14 protein-coding genes are annotated in these 16,557 nt (G+C 69.4%); 4 read left to right on the top strand and 10 right to left on the bottom strand.

Going from position 1 to position 16,557, the window contains the following annotated elements:
* Positions 1 to 305: 305 nt before the first annotated feature.
* The 9 genes from AC1C2T_RS18195 to AC1C2T_RS18155 form a co-directional block, all read right to left on the bottom strand.
* A complete protein-coding gene (locus AC1C2T_RS18195) occupies positions 306 to 677 on the bottom strand; it encodes a YrdB family protein (RefSeq protein ID WP_495386227.1) in 372 nt (123 codons plus the stop codon).
* A gap of 23 nt (positions 678 to 700) precedes the next feature.
* Positions 701 to 1,573 carry a formyltetrahydrofolate deformylase gene (gene purU, locus AC1C2T_RS18190; protein WP_495362887.1) on the bottom strand — a complete coding sequence of 291 codons (873 nt, stop codon included), beginning with the start codon at positions 1,571 to 1,573 and terminating at the stop codon, positions 701 to 703.
* Between the two features lie 9 nt (positions 1,574 to 1,582).
* A complete protein-coding gene (locus AC1C2T_RS18185) occupies positions 1,583 to 3,541 on the bottom strand; it encodes a sigma-70 family RNA polymerase sigma factor (protein WP_495386226.1) in 1,959 nt (652 codons plus the stop codon).
* A 377-nt stretch (positions 3,542 to 3,918) separates the two neighbouring features.
* Positions 3,919 to 5,079: an N-acetylglucosamine-6-phosphate deacetylase gene (gene nagA, locus AC1C2T_RS18180; RefSeq protein ID WP_495386225.1), complete on the bottom strand. Its 1,161-nt coding sequence runs from the start codon at positions 5,077 to 5,079 to the stop codon at positions 3,919 to 3,921.
* Positions 5,080 to 5,865, bottom strand: coding sequence for a DeoR/GlpR family DNA-binding transcription regulator (locus AC1C2T_RS18175; RefSeq protein WP_495362884.1), 786 nt, complete (start codon positions 5,863 to 5,865; stop codon positions 5,080 to 5,082).
* 67 nt (positions 5,866 to 5,932) lie between these two features.
* The gene (locus AC1C2T_RS18170) at positions 5,933 to 6,781 is read right to left on the bottom strand and encodes a class II fructose-bisphosphate aldolase (RefSeq protein WP_495386224.1); all 849 of its coding nucleotides are present in this window, start codon (positions 6,779 to 6,781) and stop codon (positions 5,933 to 5,935) included.
* A complete protein-coding gene (locus AC1C2T_RS18165) occupies positions 6,778 to 7,743 on the bottom strand; it encodes a 1-phosphofructokinase family hexose kinase (RefSeq protein WP_495386223.1) in 966 nt (321 codons plus the stop codon). The genes AC1C2T_RS18170 and AC1C2T_RS18165 overlap by 4 nt, the downstream gene beginning before the upstream one ends.
* The gene (locus AC1C2T_RS18160) at positions 7,740 to 8,720 is read right to left on the bottom strand and encodes an ROK family protein (RefSeq protein WP_495386360.1); all 981 of its coding nucleotides are present in this window, start codon (positions 8,718 to 8,720) and stop codon (positions 7,740 to 7,742) included. Before AC1C2T_RS18160 ends, AC1C2T_RS18165 begins: the two co-directional genes overlap by 4 nt.
* Positions 8,720 to 9,589 (bottom strand): SIS domain-containing protein, encoded by an 870-nt coding sequence (locus AC1C2T_RS18155; protein ID WP_495363109.1) that lies wholly within the window; start codon positions 9,587 to 9,589, stop codon positions 8,720 to 8,722. The genes AC1C2T_RS18160 and AC1C2T_RS18155 overlap by 1 nt, the downstream gene beginning before the upstream one ends.
* A gap of 442 nt (positions 9,590 to 10,031) precedes the next feature.
* On the opposite strand from AC1C2T_RS18155, the gene AC1C2T_RS18150 reads away from it, so the two are divergent.
* The 3 genes from AC1C2T_RS18150 to AC1C2T_RS18140 all read left to right on the top strand — a co-directional run bounded on the left by AC1C2T_RS18150 (position 10,032) and on the right by AC1C2T_RS18140 (position 13,244).
* Positions 10,032 to 11,276: an extracellular solute-binding protein gene (locus tag AC1C2T_RS18150; RefSeq protein ID WP_495362881.1), complete on the top strand. Its 1,245-nt coding sequence runs from the start codon at positions 10,032 to 10,034 to the stop codon at positions 11,274 to 11,276.
* A 64-nt stretch (positions 11,277 to 11,340) separates the two neighbouring features.
* Positions 11,341 to 12,333: a carbohydrate ABC transporter permease gene (locus tag AC1C2T_RS18145; RefSeq protein ID WP_495386222.1), complete on the top strand. Its 993-nt coding sequence runs from the start codon at positions 11,341 to 11,343 to the stop codon at positions 12,331 to 12,333.
* A gap of 2 nt (positions 12,334 to 12,335) precedes the next feature.
* The gene (locus tag AC1C2T_RS18140; protein WP_495386221.1) at positions 12,336 to 13,244 is read left to right on the top strand and encodes a carbohydrate ABC transporter permease; all 909 of its coding nucleotides are present in this window, start codon (positions 12,336 to 12,338) and stop codon (positions 13,242 to 13,244) included.
* A 171-nt stretch (positions 13,245 to 13,415) separates the two neighbouring features.
* On the opposite strand, the gene AC1C2T_RS18135 is transcribed toward AC1C2T_RS18140, so the two are convergent.
* Complete coding sequence (locus AC1C2T_RS18135; RefSeq protein WP_495386220.1) at positions 13,416 to 14,957, bottom strand: beta-N-acetylhexosaminidase; 1,542 nt, start codon at positions 14,955 to 14,957, stop codon at positions 13,416 to 13,418.
* Between the two features lie 270 nt (positions 14,958 to 15,227).
* Between AC1C2T_RS18135 and AC1C2T_RS18130 the strand changes: the two genes are divergently transcribed.
* Positions 15,228 to 16,535 carry an ABC transporter substrate-binding protein gene (locus AC1C2T_RS18130; RefSeq protein ID WP_495386219.1) on the top strand — a complete coding sequence of 436 codons (1,308 nt, stop codon included), beginning with the start codon at positions 15,228 to 15,230 and terminating at the stop codon, positions 16,533 to 16,535.
* The last annotated feature ends 22 nt before the right edge of the window (positions 16,536 to 16,557 follow it).

The raw sequence follows: 16,557 nt of genomic DNA, 5'->3' as shown, positions 1-16,557 counted from the left end.
CACGGTTGACGTGTGCGGGCGGTTGCGTTGCGTGAGCTGCAGAGCGGATGCCGCGGCATCCGCCTGCGTCAATGGGGCAGCGCCTCGGGGAGCGCGCTGAGGTAGGCCTCGTCATCGAAGTCGTCGACGATCATGCGCTGGACCATGCAACCCGGCCCGAGGCCGAGCACCACGGTCATCGGTCACTTCCGCGCTGCCGGCGGTGCGGAGTCCGACGCCGAGGCATCCGTCGCCGTCCGATCGTCAAGCCGGTGCGAGGCGCGAGGCGCACAGGCTCGCCGTGCGCCCGCACAGCGCTCGCGAGGTCAGCGAGCGAGTTCCTTGCGGCCGTTCAGGATGCCGCTGACCGCGGCGACGACCGCGAAGATGACCGCGACCACCGGTTGGCCGAGGGTCCACCAGCCGAGTGCCGCGGCGGAGAAGACGGCGATCTCCACGAGCGCCTTGCCGAACGTGTCGACCCGCAGCACCGCCTTCGGTGAGACGAAGAGCGCCCAAACCAGGATCGCGAGGAGCGGCGCACCGATGCCGATGAGCACTCCGGGCCATGGGAGCGGGAAGGCGAGAAAGCCCCAGATGCCGAGAGAGACGAACGCGAAGAGTTCGAGGAGGAACCGCAGTATGTCGTTCGGCCCGATCTTCGGCTGCGGTTCGTGGTGCTGGGATGCTTCGGTCACGACGATCAAGCCTACCCGCGTCCTCAGCGGAAGATGATCGTGCGTGCACCGTCGACGAGCACCCGGCGCTCGGCGAACCACTTGACCGCCTGACTGAGCGTGCGACTCTCTTCATCCTGCCCGATCGCGACGAGCTCGGACGGGCTGCGGGAATGATCCACTCGCACGACGTTCTGCTCGATGATCGGGCCCTCGTCGAGGTCGCTCGTGACGAAATGCGCCGTCGCGCCGATGAGCTTCACGCCGCGGGCGTGCGCCTGACGATACGGGTTCGCGCCCTTGAAACCGGGCAGGAACGAGTGATGGATGTTGATGCAGCGGCCCTCGAGCGCCGCGCAGAGCTCGGGGGAGAGGATCTGCATGTATCGTGCGAGCACGACGAGCTCGATGTCGTGCTCGTCGACCGAGGCGAGCACGCGCTGCTCGAATGCAGACTTCGACGCGGCATCCGTGACCGCATGCGACTCGAACGGCACCCCGTAGAAGTCGACCAGGTCGCGGAGGGTGCCGTGGTTGGAGAGCACGAGCGGGATCTCAACGGTCAGTTGCCCCGCTCGCTGGCGGAACAGCAGGTCGTTGACGCAGTGCCCCGCGGTCGAGGCGAGCACGAGGGTTCGGAGAGGACGAGCGACCTCGTCGAGGTGCCACTGCATGTTCCAGCGCTCGGTCACGGGCTCGAGCGCCTGCTCGAGCTCGGCACGGGCGGCGGATGACTCGACCTGCAGTCGCATGAAGAATCGACCGGTGTCGTGGCTCGCGAACTGCTGACTCTCGGTGATGTTGCCGCGGGCGGCCACGATCGCCCCGCTCACCGCATGCACGATGCCCGGGCCGTCGGTGCAGCTGAGCGTGACGACCCAGTGGTACAGGTGTTCGGGGGGTGCGACGGTGGTCATCCGCCCAGATTACCCGGGGAGCGGGGTCTGTTCCGCCGGCGTCGAAGCTGCGATCTCGGCGTTGCCCCACCGGTGGATGACCGCTGAGCTCGCGGGGCCCACCCGGCCGCCGACCGCGTACTGCACGGTGAGCGTGTCGCCCTCTTCGATGCGGCCGAGGGAGAGCAGGGCGTATTGACCGGCGCCGTTGAGCGTGATCTGGTGCGAACCCCAGCGAGAGCTCGAGACGAGCACCGGGGTCTTGCTTCGGCCCGACGCGAATGCCACGAACACGTGGCCCGCGGTGTAGACCTCCAATTCGGGTGACTCGAGGGTGAACTCGACGGCCCCGGCCGGTTCCGACACGTTCTGCGCAACATCCGTTTGCCGCGCGGTCACTGTGTGCGTGCCCGCAGACAGGTCGCTTGGCTCGAAGCGCCACGCGCCGGCCTCATCGGCGACGACTGTACTCGCGACGGCGACGGAGGCTCTCGCACGCTCGGTACTCGCGCCGCCGATCTGGAACTCGATCGTGGCGCCGGGCTCGGCCGTGCCCGAGATGATGGGGGCGACGAGTCCGCCTGCCGTGTCAACGGTGCCGATGGTCGGCGGCAGGGCGACCGTGTCGACCGGTTCCGGTTCCGGCTCGGGTTCCGGCTCGGGTTGGGGCGATGGGGCAGGTCCGGGGGCGGGTGCCTCCGTACTCGGCTCAGGGGCAGGGTTCGGCTCCGGAGCCTCGACCCCGGGCTCGATCTCGGGCTCGGGCTCGGGTTCGACCAGCGGCGGCTGCGGCAGCGGAGCGGGGAGGAGCGGCACCGGGGCATCCGGAATCGTGCTGGTCGAGGTGTCGGCGTCGCCGGCCTCGGACACCGCGGCCGGCGGAGCAGCCTGCGGGTTGGCGGGAGCCGTGAGTCCGGGCACGACGATCGCGGCGGCGACCGCGACGGCGGCAACGAGCACGCCCGCGCCCACGCCGACGACGACACCGGTGCCCCCGAGGGCGCCGATCCCTGTTCCGGCGGCTACGCCACCCGCTGAGCCCGCACCGGTCGCGCCGGCGCCCGCACCGGTCGCGCCGGCGCCGGCACCGCCCGCACCGGTCGCGCCGGCCGTTCCAGCACTCGATGCACCGGCTCCCGCGCCGTGTCCGACGAGCACGGCAGGCATGCCCGCCGCCCCCATCGCCACTTCGGCCACGGGCGCGCCCTGCGAGAGCCAGGCCGAGTACGCCGTCGCCCCGCCGATGCCAGCAGTGAGCGGCAGGAGCACGAGCGCGAGCCGGGAGCCGACGTCGCGTGCCTCGGCGGCGACGATCGTGCAGCGGGCGCAGTCGTCGAGGTGCGCCTCGAGGCGCGTCGTCTCACGGGGCCGGAGCTTGCCCCGGGTGTAGCTGCCGAGGCGATCGATGCTCCACTGGCACTCGGGATCGTTGGAGGGGTTGCGCAGGTGCACCCGGATCCAAGCTTGGCGCAGGCCCTCGCGAGCACGGTAGGCCAACGCCGCCGTGCTGTTGGCGCTCATGCCGAGCAGCGGGGCGATCTGCTGCGGGGTCATGTTCTCGACCTCGGAGTACCACAGCACCTCTTGCCACCGGGTCGGCAATGCGCGGAAGGCCTGTGCCGTTGCGCCGCGGTCGAGCGCCTCGAGCGTCGCCGATTCGCTCGTCGCCGGGTCTTCGAAGGACTCGAGCGTCTCGAGGGTGGTCTCGTGACGGGCGCGGCCCCAGCCTGCTGCCGTGTTGCGGATCGTCGTGAACAGGTAGGGACGGAACGCACCCGTCGGCCCGCCCCCGGCGAGGATCGTGCTGTAGATCTTGGTGAACGACTCGGCGACGAGGTCGTCGGGGTCGAGTGAACTGTACGAGCGCGCCACGGTGCGCGCCGATGCGGAGTGCCGCTCCCAGAGCTCGGCGTATGCCGAACGGTCGCCTTTGCGCGTTCGCTCGATGAGCGCGGCGTCGGCCGATCGGTCGGTGCGCAGCGGCGGCACTTCGCCTCCTTCGGGTGATGGGATCCGCGGAGTCGCGGGTCGCCCACTGAAGAGACGCGTCGAAGTACAATTCATGACGCGAGTCACGGGGTGAGTACATTTCAGCAGAATTCCCTGTGAAGCGCGCGCGCAGATTATTTCTTCGGAATGCGCGTCATAGATGCGTGGACCCGCCGTCTCTCTGGGTGAAGGCGAATTCGCTTTCACCCACGACCGTCTCAGGCGACCCGAACCCCGAGACGGTCGCCGGCTCTGCCGGCGCCTGAGCGGTCAGCATCGGGGGGAACGATGCGCCGCTCGAACGGGCGGGGGCTTCGGAGGCGAAGGGGAACACGCCTCCGAACCCCGCCTCGATCGGCGAGGAGCCCCGTCGACGATCAGCGCAGCCGTACGCCCGCAGCCCAGACGGCTTCGACGCGAAGCTCGGCATCGAGGAGCACGGCATCGGCGGCGAACCCCCGATCGAGCCGGCCGAGGTCGTGAGCACGGTCGATCGCTGCGGCGGGCGTGACGGTGAGCGCGCCGACCGCCTCGTCGAGCTGGATACCGCACTCGAGCACCGCACGCCGGAGTGCGTCATCCTGCGTGAGGGTCGAACCGGCGATCGAGCCGCCCTCGCGGAGCCGTGCGACGCCGTCGGCGACGACGACCTCGAGCGATCCCAGCACGTAGACGCCGTCGGAGGAGCCTGTTGCGGCCATCGCGTCGGTGACGAGGGCCACCCGACCGGGCGCGCCGGCGAAGGCGAGCCTCACGACATCGGGGTGCACGTGCACGCCGTCGTTGATGACCTCGAGGGTGACGTGGTCGGCGTGCATCGCGGCGACGACTGGTCCGGGCGCACGGTGGTGGATGCCGCGCATGCCGTTGAAGGCATGGGTGAGGATCGTGGCCCCGGCGTCGAAGGCGGCGAGGGCCGTCGCGAAATCGGCGCCCGTGTGGCCGACCGCGACCTTGACGCCGGCATCGGCGAACCGACCGATGGCGGCGAGCGCACCATCGTGCTCGGGGGCGATCGTGATCTGCCGCAGTGCGCCCGCCGCCGCGTCGAGCAGCAGGTCGACGGATGCGGCGTCGGCGGCGCGCAGCAGCCCGGGATCATGCGCACCCCGGAACTCCCGGTCGAGGAACGGTCCTTCGAGGTGCGCGCCCAGCACGCGGGGATCACGCTCCGCGAATCGCGCGATCGTCGTCAGGTCGCTTGCGAGCCGCTCGACGGGCGCCGTCACGAGTGAGAGCACCGTGCGGGTCGTGCCGTGGGCGTTGTGCACGGCGAGCACGGTCTCGATGGCCTCGTCGCCCTCGTCGACGGCCGCGCCACCGGCCCCGTGGCAGTGGATGTCGATGAATCCGGGGGTGAGGAATCGCCCCGCGGCATCCGTCACGTGGGCCGACGCGAGTGGAACCGCGTCACGCCAGCTGTCACCGATGCCGCGCGCGCTCACCCGGTCGCCGTCGAAGGCGACCCACGCGTCGGCGACGGTGTCGGCGCCGCTCACGAGACGCGCGGAATGGATGACGACGGGTGCAGTGCTCACTCAAGCAACGATAACGTCGTAGCCCGCATCGGAGAGTCGTTCGCGCTGCTCGAAGGTGGCACCCGAATCGGTGATGATCGTCGAGAAGAGCCGTCGAGGACCGATCGCGGCGAACGCCCGCTTGTCGATCTTCGACGAGTCGGCGACGAGCACGGCCTGCGTTGCACGCGCGGCCATGAGTGCGTTGACGGCGGCCTCGCGCTCGTCGTGCGAGGTCGGGCCGACATCCGCGTCGATGCCGTTCACGCCGATGAATGCGAGGTCGAGGGTGATGCTGCCGAGCACCGCGTCGGTGTAGGCGCCGACGAGTTCGTACGAACGGGCGTGCACGACGCCGCCGGCGACGACGGTCTTGATCTGCGGGCGCATCGCGAGCTGCATGGCGATGTTGATCGCATTGGTGACGACGGTCAGGCTGGGGTCGGGCGCCGGTTCCATGATGTCGGCGCGCGACATGAGCGCGTCGGCGATCGCGGTGGAGGTCGTGCCGCCGCAGAGGCCGATCACGGCACCGCGCGGCACGAGCGCGCTCGCCGCGAGTGCGATCGCCGCCTTCGCGCCGGGGTTCTGCTGGTTCTTGTAGCGGATCGGCAGGTCGTAGGCCACCGAGTGTGCGACCGCGCCGCCGCGCGTGCGGGTGAGGAGTTGCTGCTGGGCGAGCGCATCGAGGTCTCGTCGCGCCGTCGCGGGCGACACCTCGAGACGATCGACGATCTGGTCGACGTCGACCTGCCCGCTCTCGGCGAGCAGGTCGAGCACTGCGCTCAGACGCTCGGCACGGTTCATCCGTTGGGGTCCTTCCCTGCGAAGAGGTCGAGCACTGCGCTGCGGTGCTCCGGACGCTCGGCATGGTTCATCCGTTGGGGTCCTTCCCTGCGAAGAGGCGGAGGAGACGTGCAGCTTCGATTTCGACGGCATCGCGGCCGGCGGCGAGGTATTTTCGGGAGTCTACGACGCCGGGATGATCGTCGAGGAATCGGCGGATCGCGCCGGTGAACTGCGCGTTCAGGTGCGTGGACACGTTGATCTTCGTGAGCCCCGCACGGATGCCTGCGACGATCGTCTCGTCGGCGACTCCGGATGATCCGTGCAGCACGAGCGGCACCGGCACCGCCGCCCGGAGCCGGCCCACGAGTTCGAGGTCGAGTGCGGCGACCCGCTCGGTCATCGCGTGCGAAGAGCCGACCGCGACGGCGAGTGCGCCGACGCCGGTCTCGGTGACGAATCGCGAGGCCTCGTCGGGGTCGGTGCGCACCCCAGGTGCGTGTGCACCGTCTTTGCCGCCGATCTCGCCGAGCTCCGCCTCGACGAGTACGCCCGTGGTCGCAGCATGGTCGACGACCCGGCGGGTCGTGGCGACGTTGTCGGCGAAGTCGAGCTTCGCGCCGTCGTACATGACGGAGCCGAAGCCGTGGTCGATCGCGAGCAGCGCGAGCTCTGCGTCTTCGGCATGGTCGAGATGCACCGCGACGGGGGCGCTCGAGGCTTCGGCGACGGCGAGCGTCGCGCGAGCGATCGGTTCGAAGCCACCGTGGTACCGGATGGCGTTCTCGGAGATCTGCAGGATCACGGGCAGCCCGGTCGCCTCAGCGGCGGCAGCGAGCGCTTCAGCGGTCTCGAGGTGCAGCACGTTGAACGCGCCGATACCCCGACCGCCTTCGGCTGCGTCGGCGAGCAGGATGCGAGTGGGGGTGAGGGTCATGCGTGTTCCTTCGGGTCGATGCTCACGACGACCTCGCGCTCGAGGTCCGTGTGTTCGGGTGACAGCTCACCGGCGAGCGGCGCGAGCACTGCCGAGGCCGACCAGGCGACGGCCCGGCGGGCGAGGCGCTCGCGGGCGGCCGTGGCGGCCGGCGTGCCGTCGGCGAGGTCGGGCGTCTCAGCGATGGCGACGGCGATCGCGGCGACCGCCGCGTCGCCGGCCCCGGTCGGGTTGCCGTGCAGCGAGCGGGGCAATCGGGCTCGGATGCCGCCTGGGGTATCCGTCGTCACGACCATCAGGCCTTCAGAACCCAGTGAGGCGACGACCATTCGGGCACCGAGTTCGAGCAGGGCGGCCGCCCCCGCCACCGGGTCGTCGAGACCGGTGACGTCGCGAAGCTCCTCGGCGTTGGGTTTCAGCACCGTCGCGCCCGCACGGGCGGCAGCGAGGACTCCGGGCCCGCTCGTGTCGACGATGACGGGCACGCCTTCGGCGGTGAGCGCACTGACGAGTGCGCCGAGCTCGTCGGGGCCGAACCCGGGCGGCAGGCTTCCGCAGATGGCGACGACGTCGGCGTCGCGACCGAGTTCGAGCGCGTTCGCCGCGAGTGCGTCGGCTTCGGCGACTGAGAGCGCGGCGCCGCGCTCGTTCAGCACGCTCGTGTCGCCGCTCGCCTCGTCGACGAGGGCGATGCTGCGGCGGGTCGCGCCTGCGACGCGCACGAGGCGGTGGTGGATGCCGCTCGCCTCGAGCTCCGCGGTGAACTCGGCGCCGACCGCGCCGCCTGAGGTCGTGAGCGCGAGCACGTCGTGGCCTTCGGCGTGCAGCACGCGTGCGACGTTCAGCCCCTTGCCGCCGGCGCGTGCGGCTCCGGTGTCGACGCGATGCGTCTCGCCCGGTCGCAGGCCTTCGACGTGCCAGGTGAGATCGAGCGCCGGATTCGGTGTGACGGTGACGATCACGGCGTGCCCCCGACTCGGCGTGCGGCGGCGAGGTCGCGGGCCGCGAGCGCGGTGCCGAGCAGGCCCGCATCGTCGCCGAGTTCGGCGTGGAGGAGCGCCGGTCGGCGGTGGAAGCTGAGCAGCGCATCGAGCCGCGTGCCGAGCGGTGCGAACAGGGCCGGACCAGCTTGTGCGAGACCGCCGCCGATCACCACGGCTTCGGGGGCGAGGATGGCGACGAGACGGGCGAGTGCCTCGGCGAGTGCTTCGACCGCGTCGTCCCAGACGCGCTTGGCGAGCGGGTCGCCGGCGGTCGCCGCGTCGAGCACTTCTCGAGCGCCGGTCACCCGAGTACCGGATGCCGCGGAGTAGCGCCGGGCGATCGCACCCGCCGACGCGATCGTCTCGAGGCATCCGATCGCCCCGCAGGCGCACCGCTCGCCGAGCGGATCGGCGAGCGAGTGGCCGATCTCGCCCGCATAGCCGCCGCCGGCGTAGGGGCGGCCTCCGAGCACGAGCGCGCTCGCGATGCCGGTGCCGATGGCGAGCACGACGACATCGCCGTAGCCGCGGGCCGCGCCGAGGCGGTGCTCTGCGTCGCCCGCCGCGCGCACGTCGTGGCCGAACGCCACGGGCAAGCCGAGCGCGCGCTCGGCGAGGTCACGGATGGGGGCGTCGCGCCAACCGAGGTTCGACGCGAACATGCCGACACCGGTGACCTCGTCGACGAGACCGGGCACGCTGATGCCCGCGGCCACCGGAACGATGCCGGGGGCCGCGGCCAAGTGCTCACGGGCGAGCACGCCGATCGAGGCGACGATCGTCCGGCCGGGGTCGGCGTCGGCCGGGTCGACCGGCGTCGGCGTGCGGCGGAGTCCGAGCACCCGGCCCGAGGCATCGACGAGCGCCGACTTCGTGTCGGTGCCTCCCACGTCGAACGCGAGCACGGCCGCGCCCGGGCCGAGCGGGAACGCGTCGTGAGACGGGTGCTCGTTCATCACGCGTCGAGGATGACGGAACGGGTGAGGTTGCGGGGCGAGTCGGGGTCGAGGCCCTTCGCGCGGGCACGGGCGAGTGCGACGCGCTGTGCGCGCACGAGTTCGGCCATCGGGTCGAGGCGGCCCGCTTCGAAGTGCGCCCCGGCCGCGGCGACGTCGCCGGCGAGTCCGTCGGGCGCCTCGCCGAACTGCCAGGTCACTCGGCCCGGAGCTGCGATCGCGATCGGGCCGTGGCGGTACTCCATCGACGGATATGACTCGGTCCACGACTGCGAGGCTTCCCGCATCTTGAGCGCCGCCTCGTGGGCGAGGCCGACCGACCAGCCGCGACCGAGGAAGGTGTACTGCTCGGCGTCGGTCAGCTCGGGGGCGAGGTCTTCGGCGACCGCGCGCTCGGCATCGGCGATCGCGCCGGTGAGGTCTTCGCCGAGCGAGGCGCGGAAGAGCGCGAGTGCGGTCGTCGCGAACCGGGTCTGCACGACCGAGCGCTCGTCGGCGAAGGGGAGGGTCACGGCTTCGTCGACGAGGTCGACGAGGGGTGACGTGGCATCGCCGATGACGCCGATGGTGCGCACGCGGCCGCGGAGCCCCTCGACGAGCTGGCGCACCTCGGTGGTGGTGCCCGATCGGGTGAGGGCGACGACCGCGTCGTAGCCGCGGTCGACGAAGGCTTCGGATGCCGCGAATGCGTCGGTCTCGCCGTGGCCGCCGGCTTCGCGCAACCACGCGTACGACTGCGCGATGAACCAGGACGTGCCGCAGCCCACGACCGCGATTCGGGCGCCGCGGGCCGGCAGGAGCGACTGCTCGGCACGGAGCTCGGTGGCGCGTGCCCAGGTCTCGGGCTGAGAGGCCAGTTCGGCGGACATGTGTTCAGCGGCGGCGGGAACAGCTTCGCCGGTCGTGTGTGCGGTGGTCGGTTGGTCGGTCACGTGGGGCTCCAGACAGGTGTGCGACGGCCGCCGTGGCAACCCCGCGGCGGCATGACACTCACAATGATCGCAGATGATTGCAACATGTGTCCAACGATCACTCGAGCGCTCGATTCAAGCGGCTCCGCGCGACATCGGAGTTTGTCAGGGATCTGAACAAAATCTCATAACGAATCCGCTGCGCGTCTTGACGGGCCCGAGGCATCCGACATAGATTTTCGTGCGTCGAGTGAACGGACGTGATCGTTTGCTCGCCGAAACGTTCAGGAAATAGCACTCAGCCACAGTCGTCAAGTGCGGTTCCCGAACACACGCACCGTCGCGCGAAGCTCTTTCCACGGGCGCTGGTGCACCATCCACCACAGTGAGGAAGCATCCAATGAAGAAGTCTCTGCGCCTCGGCGCGGCCGTCGCGCTCGCGGCCACGGCATCGCTCACGCTCGCATCCTGCGGCTTCGGCGGCGGGTCGGGCGAGGAAGCCGGTGGCAAGACCACGCTCGACCTGCTCGTGCCGAGTTACTCCGACAACACCCAGGGCCTCTGGGAAGACGTCATCGAGGGCTTCGAAGCCGAGAACACCGACATCGACGTCAAGCTCGAGGTGGCGTCGTGGGACAACCTCGAGACCCTCATCGCCACGAAGATCCAGGGCGGTGAGGCACCCGACATCTACAACGGCGGCCCCTTCGCCGGTTTCGCCGCCGACGAGCTGTTGTACCCCGCTGAAGACGTCGTCTCGCCCGAGACCTTCAGCGACTTCCAGGACTCGTTCATCGCGAACGCCGAAGTCGACGGCACTGCGTACGCACTGCCCCTGATCGCCTCGGCACGCGCGCTCTTCGTCAACAACGCCCTGCTCGAGCAGGCGGGCGTCACCGCGCCCCCCACCAACTGGGATGAGCTGCTCGACGCGGCGACCAAGGTCTCGGCCCTCGGCGGCGGCATCGCCGGCTACGGCATGCCCCTCGGATCCGAAGAGGCGCAGGCCGAAGCGGCTGTGTGGCTCTGGGGCGGCGGCGGCACGTTCGGCGACGCGACCGAGATCACCATCGACGACCCGGCGAACCTGCCCGGTGCCGACCAGATCAAGAAGATGATCGACGCCGGTGCCACGCAGGCAGACCCGGGCTCGACCGACCGTTCGCCGCTCATGGACATCTTCATCCAGGGCAAGATCGGCATGCAGGTCGGCCTCCCGCCGACCGTCGGCCAGATCGAGGAGAACAACCCCGAGCTCGACTACTCGGTCGTCCCGATCCCCACGAAAGACGGCAGCCCCATGACGGTCGGCGTCATGGACCAGCTCATGGCCTTCCAGAACGACGACGACAAGCAGGACGCGATCACGAAGTTCTTCGACTACTACTACACGTCCGACGTGTACGTGCCGTGGGTGCAGGCCGAGGGCTTCCTTCCCGTCACGAAGTCGGGTGCCGAGGCGCTCGCCTCCGAGGAGGCGCTCGCGCCGTTCCTCGAGGTGCTGCCCGACGCGCAGTTCTACCCGAGCACCAACCCGCAGTGGTCGGCGACGGATGCCGCATTCAAGGCGCTGTTCGGACAGCTCCAGACGAAGCCCGCACAAGATGTGCTGACCGAGATCCAGGCACAGGCCGACGCGGGCTGATCCCACCCCGCTCGACCAGCACGTCCGTTGCGCAATACCCGGAGGGATCGGTGACCGCCGAACCATGAGCACGACACCCGATACGTCATCGATCCCAGCGGGGGCGGCCACCGGCCGCCCCCGCCCCGGCGGGCAGGCTGCGCCCAGTGGGCGGGCCGAACAGGTCAAGCCCCGCCGAGGCGGGCGGCAGTTCATCGCCTCGCTCCCGTGGATCGGCCCTGCCCTCATCCTCATCTTCGGCGTCGTGCTGTTCCCGGCCGTCGTCATGTTCTTCAACTCGACCCGCGACATCTCGATCTCGGGGGTCGACAAGGGCTCGGTCGGCTTCGACAACTACGTCGAGGTCTTCTCCTTCCCCTATTTCTGGCCGATCTTCGGCCGCACGATCGTCTGGGTCGTGGTGGTCGTCGCGGCCACCGTGCTCATCTCGCTCGTCCTCGCCCAGCTGCTGAACAAGGCGTTCCCGGGCAGGCGCATCGTGCGCCTGGCGGTGATCATCCCGTGGGCGGCATCCGTCGTCATGACGACGATGGTCGTCTACTACGGGCTGGAGCCGTACTTCGGCATCATCAACACCTTCCTCGTCGACGTGGGGCTCGTCGACACGCCCGAGGGCTACGGGTGGACCCGCAACCCCGAGACGGCCTTCGCCTGGTCGATCGTCGTCGCGGTGTTCGTGTCGCTGCCGTTCACGACGTACACGATCCTCGCCGGGCTCCAGACGGTGCCGGGCGACGTGCTCGAGGCCGCGAAGATGGACGGTGCAGGGCCGGTTCGCACGTATTGGGGCGTCGTGCTTCCGCAACTGCGCGGCGCCCTCTCGGTCGCGGTGCTCATCAACATCATCAACGTCTTCAACTCGCTGCCGATCCTGAAGGTGATGACCGGGTCGATTCCCGGCTACGATGCCGACACGATCATGACGATGATCTTCAAGTACATCCAGAACCAGCACAAGGTCGACGTCGCGAGCGCGCTCTCCGTCGTCGCCTTCATCATCGTCATCGTGATCGTCGCCATCTACGTGCGTGTGGTCAAGCCCATGAAGGAGGTCTGAGCATGGCCGTCACCGCACCCGCGTTCGAGACGATCGCCCCGCCCGCGGCATCCGCTCGGAAGCGCCGCTACACCGAAGACCAGGTGCCGCTCGGCAAACTGATCTGGCGCATGCTGGCCGGGCTGATCGTGCTGCTCATCTTCGTGCTGCCGTACACGATCATGTTCTTCGGCTCGGTCAAGACGAAGGCGCAGATCCGCTCGGTCGAACCCACCTACTTCCCGACGGAGTGGCACTGGGAGAACTACATCAACATGTGGTCGACCCCCGAGACGCCGCTCGTGCAGAACCTCATCTCGACGATCATCATCGCGGGAGTCGCGACGCTGCTCGTGCTGCTCGTCGCGATGCCCGCGGCGTACTACACCGCGCGGTTCAAGTTCCCGGGCCGCATGGTGTTCCTCTTCCTCGTGATCGTCACGCAGATGCTGCAGCCCGCGGTGCTCACCTCAGGGCTCTTCCGCCAGTTCCTCGCGTTCGACATGATCGACACGTGGGCGGCGATGATCTTCATCAACGCCGCGTTCAACCTCTCGTTCGCCGTGTGGATCATGCACTCGTTCTTCGCCGGCGTGCCCAAGGAGGTCGACGAGGCCGCTCAGATCGACGGTGCCGGACGGCTGCGCGTGCTCTTCACGATCAGCCTCCCGCTCGTCTGGCCCGGCATCGTGACCGCGATCGTGTTCACGTTCGTCGCGTGCTGGAACGAGTTCGCGGCCTCGCTCGTGATCCTCTCGACCGCGGGCAATCAGCCACTCTCGGTCGCCCTCACGAAGTTCGTCGGCCAGTACGAGACCTCGTGGCAGTACGTGTTCGGCGTCTCGATCGTCGCGATCGTGCCCGTCGTGATCCTCTTCATGATCATCGAGAAGCGCCTCGTCGGCGGCCTCACCGCAGGCAGCGTCAAGTAGCGCCGAGCGGATGCCGCGGGGTCGCCGAACCCTGCGGCATCCGGCCTCGCGGCATCCGCTCGTGTTGCAGGCGACCGTGCTGTGCGCGGCCGCACTGCACGCGGCCGCACTGCACGCGACCACGCCGCGCTCGCGCGACCGGTGCCGATGTCGGGAACGGTCGCGCGACCATCACGCGGTGCGCGGCCTCGCGACGTCGTCGACCGCGCAGTACACCGTGCCCGCGGCATCCCAGAGCGCGGCGAGGTCAGCGACCCGCCCGGCGAAGTCGGCATAGTCGCGGGCACCGTCCCCCGGCGCGGGCGACCAGCCGATCTCGGCGATCGCCGCGAGACGCGGGAAGACCATGAACTCGACATCGTCGATCGTCAGGGCCGTCTCGGTCCACATCGGCCCTTCGACGCCGAGGATGTCGGCCTCTCCGACGCCGGGGACGATCCGGGTCGGTTCCCATGAGTAGGCGGCCTCGAGCGACGTGGGGCCGTCGGCCCAGTCGAGCCCGAGTTCGTAACCGTTCGGGGTCGCCGGCGCCCCGGGGTACTGGATGTCGAGGTAGGCGGCATCTGCGGGCGACATGATCACGCGCCCGCCCTGTTCGACCACGGCGGAGGTGACCGTGCCCGCGTTCTCCTGCGGCACGAGGTAGCTCCAGTACTGGGCGACCGTGCCGGCGGGCAGCGCGGTCGACGCGCCGATCTCATGCCATCCGATCACCGTCTTGCCGGTCGAAGCTGCGGCGCTCGTGATGCGCTGCACGAGATCGAGGTACTCGGCGGCCGGTGTCGACCACGACTCGTCGCCGCCGATGTGGAGCCAGGGGCCGGGCGTGATCTCGGCGACCTCGCGCATGACGTCGGCGAGGAACCGGTCGGTCGCCTCCGCGCGCTCGGGCGCGGCGCTCAGCGACGAGAACCCGACCTTCACCCCCTCGTACGGAGCGCGGGCGACGCCGTCGTGATTGAGCTCGGGGTAGGCGCTGAGGGCCGCATTGGTGTGGCCCGGCAGGTCGATCTCGGGCACGACGGTGATGAACCGCTCGGCGGCGTAGTCGACGATGCGGGCGTAGTCGGCCTTCGTGTAAAACCCTCCGGCCGCACCGTCGACAGCCGTCGACGCGCCGATGCCGGTGAGCTCGGGCCACGAGTCGATCTGGATGCGCCAGCCCTGATCGTCGGTGAGATGCAGGTGGAAGTGGTTGATCTTCAGCATCGCGATCGCGTCGACGAGGCGCAGCACGTCGTCGACGGGGAAGAAGTGCCGCACGACGTCGAGCATGGCGCCGCGATAGGCGAAGCGCGGAGCATCGCGAATCGAGAGCGCCGGCACGGTCCACTCAGCGGCGGAGCTCGGTGCATGGTCGTGCGCGCTCAGCAGTTGTCGAAGCGACCGCGTGCCGCGATACAACCCGGCCGGCGTGCTCGCGGTGATGACGACCCCCAGAGCGGATGCCTCGAGGGTGTACGCCTCGTCGCTCGCCTCGTCGCTCGCACGCAGGACGAGGGAGATGCCGATGACGCCGTCGGTTGGCGAGCCGACCTCGGAGTCGACGACAGGGAGCTTGCGGCCGGTGACGGCGCGGAGTTCGGCGGCCAGCAGGGCTCCGATGTTCCTCGCAACTCCCGGTGCGACAATATGAACGCCATCGACGAAACGGAACGGCGCGACCGCCGCGTGGAGTTCGATCTGGACGGGTGCGGGAACGATGCCGGTCATGGCTTCATCCGTTCTTTCGGTATCGGTGACGGGTGGTGCCCGCGGGTCACCCCATCTTCGCAGGCAACACCGTCGCGGTGCCGGAGTGTTCGCGCTGTACATTCCGAGCAGAGATTCACGAGCGTTACTTGAGTTTATGGGTGAGAGGGGTAATGTGAACGCAAACATTCATTCCATCGATGTCGACGAGGTGCGCACGAGCGCACTGAACCGGCAGGTGGGCCCGCCCGTGCACCAACGGGCGGCGATTCTCTCAAAGAGGAGCGACACATGACATCCAGGACCCGCTTCGCACGCACCGCCGCTGCTGCGACGGTCGCGGCGATCTCCGTCTTCGCGCTCGCGGCCTGCAGCACCGGCAGCGGCTCGGGCAACGCCGACGGTCCCGTCGAGATCACCTACCTGCACCGTCTGCCCGACGGCGAGGGGATGACGCCGGTCAGCGAGATCGTGGACCGCTGGAACGAGGAGAACCCCGACATCCAGGTGAAGGCGACGAAGTTCGACGGTGCGGCGACGGACATGATCCTGAAGCTCGAAACCGACGTCAAGGCCGGCAATGCAGCGTGCCTCGCCCAGATCGGGTACTCCGAGGTTCCGCAGATGTACGTCAAGGGACTACTGGAAGACGTGGCAGACGAGGCCGCGGCGCACGAGGACGACTTCTCGGCCGGTGCATACGCGATGATGACCGTCGGCGACGCGGTCGTCGGCTTCCCTCAAGACACCGGCCCCCTCGTGTACTTCTACAACGCGACGGAGTTCGAGAACCTCGGTCTCACGGTGCCGACCACGCTCGACGAACTGACCGCAGACTCCGCCACGGCGGCATCGGCCGGCAAGTACGTCACCGCCTTCACTCCTGACGAGGCGCTCTCCTGGCTGTCGGCGCAGGCAGCGGCCGCGGGCGACTCCTGGTTCGGCTCGAGCGATGGCGGCTGGACCGTCGACGCCGAGGGCGCAGGCAGTCAGACGGTCGCCGCGTTCTGGCAGAACCTGGTCGACAACAAGCAGACCCTGGCCACCGAGCGTTGGGGCGAGGCCTTCACCCAGGCACTCAACGACGGCAGCCTGATCGGTCACGTCGGCGCGGCATGGGAGGCCGGCTTCATGCTCGACTCCCTCGACGGCACCCCGGCCGAGGGCCAGTGGCGCATCGCCCAGCTGCCCGACTTCGGTGCAGGCACGCTGACCGGCCCCGATGGGGGCTCCGGCGTCGCCGTCACGAAGGGCTGCGAGCACCCGGCCGAGGCGATGGAGTTCAACGCCTGGTTCAACACGCAGATCGACGACCTCGCTTCACAGGGTCTCGTCGTCGCTGCCAACGGCACGCCGACCACGAGCGAGAAGATGCTCCGCCAGTTCGGCGGCCAGGACGTGCTCGCCGAGCTCGCGACGGCGTCCGGCAACCTGAACCCCGACTTCGTGTACGCACCGGGCTTCGCTTCGCTGACCAAGATGAACGAGACCGCATCGGGCGTCGCCGACGGCAGCGCCACGGTCGCTGACATCTTCACCACCGCGCAGACGACCGCGGTCGCCACGCTCGAAGACCTCGGACTGCCCGTCTCCAAGTGAGGCGAGCCGACGATTGATCGCC

It is taken from the genome of Agromyces sp. Y558 (assembly GCF_059445415.1).
Note: the sequence above shows the minus strand (reverse complement) of the source record. Positions and strands in the feature narration are given on the sequence as shown.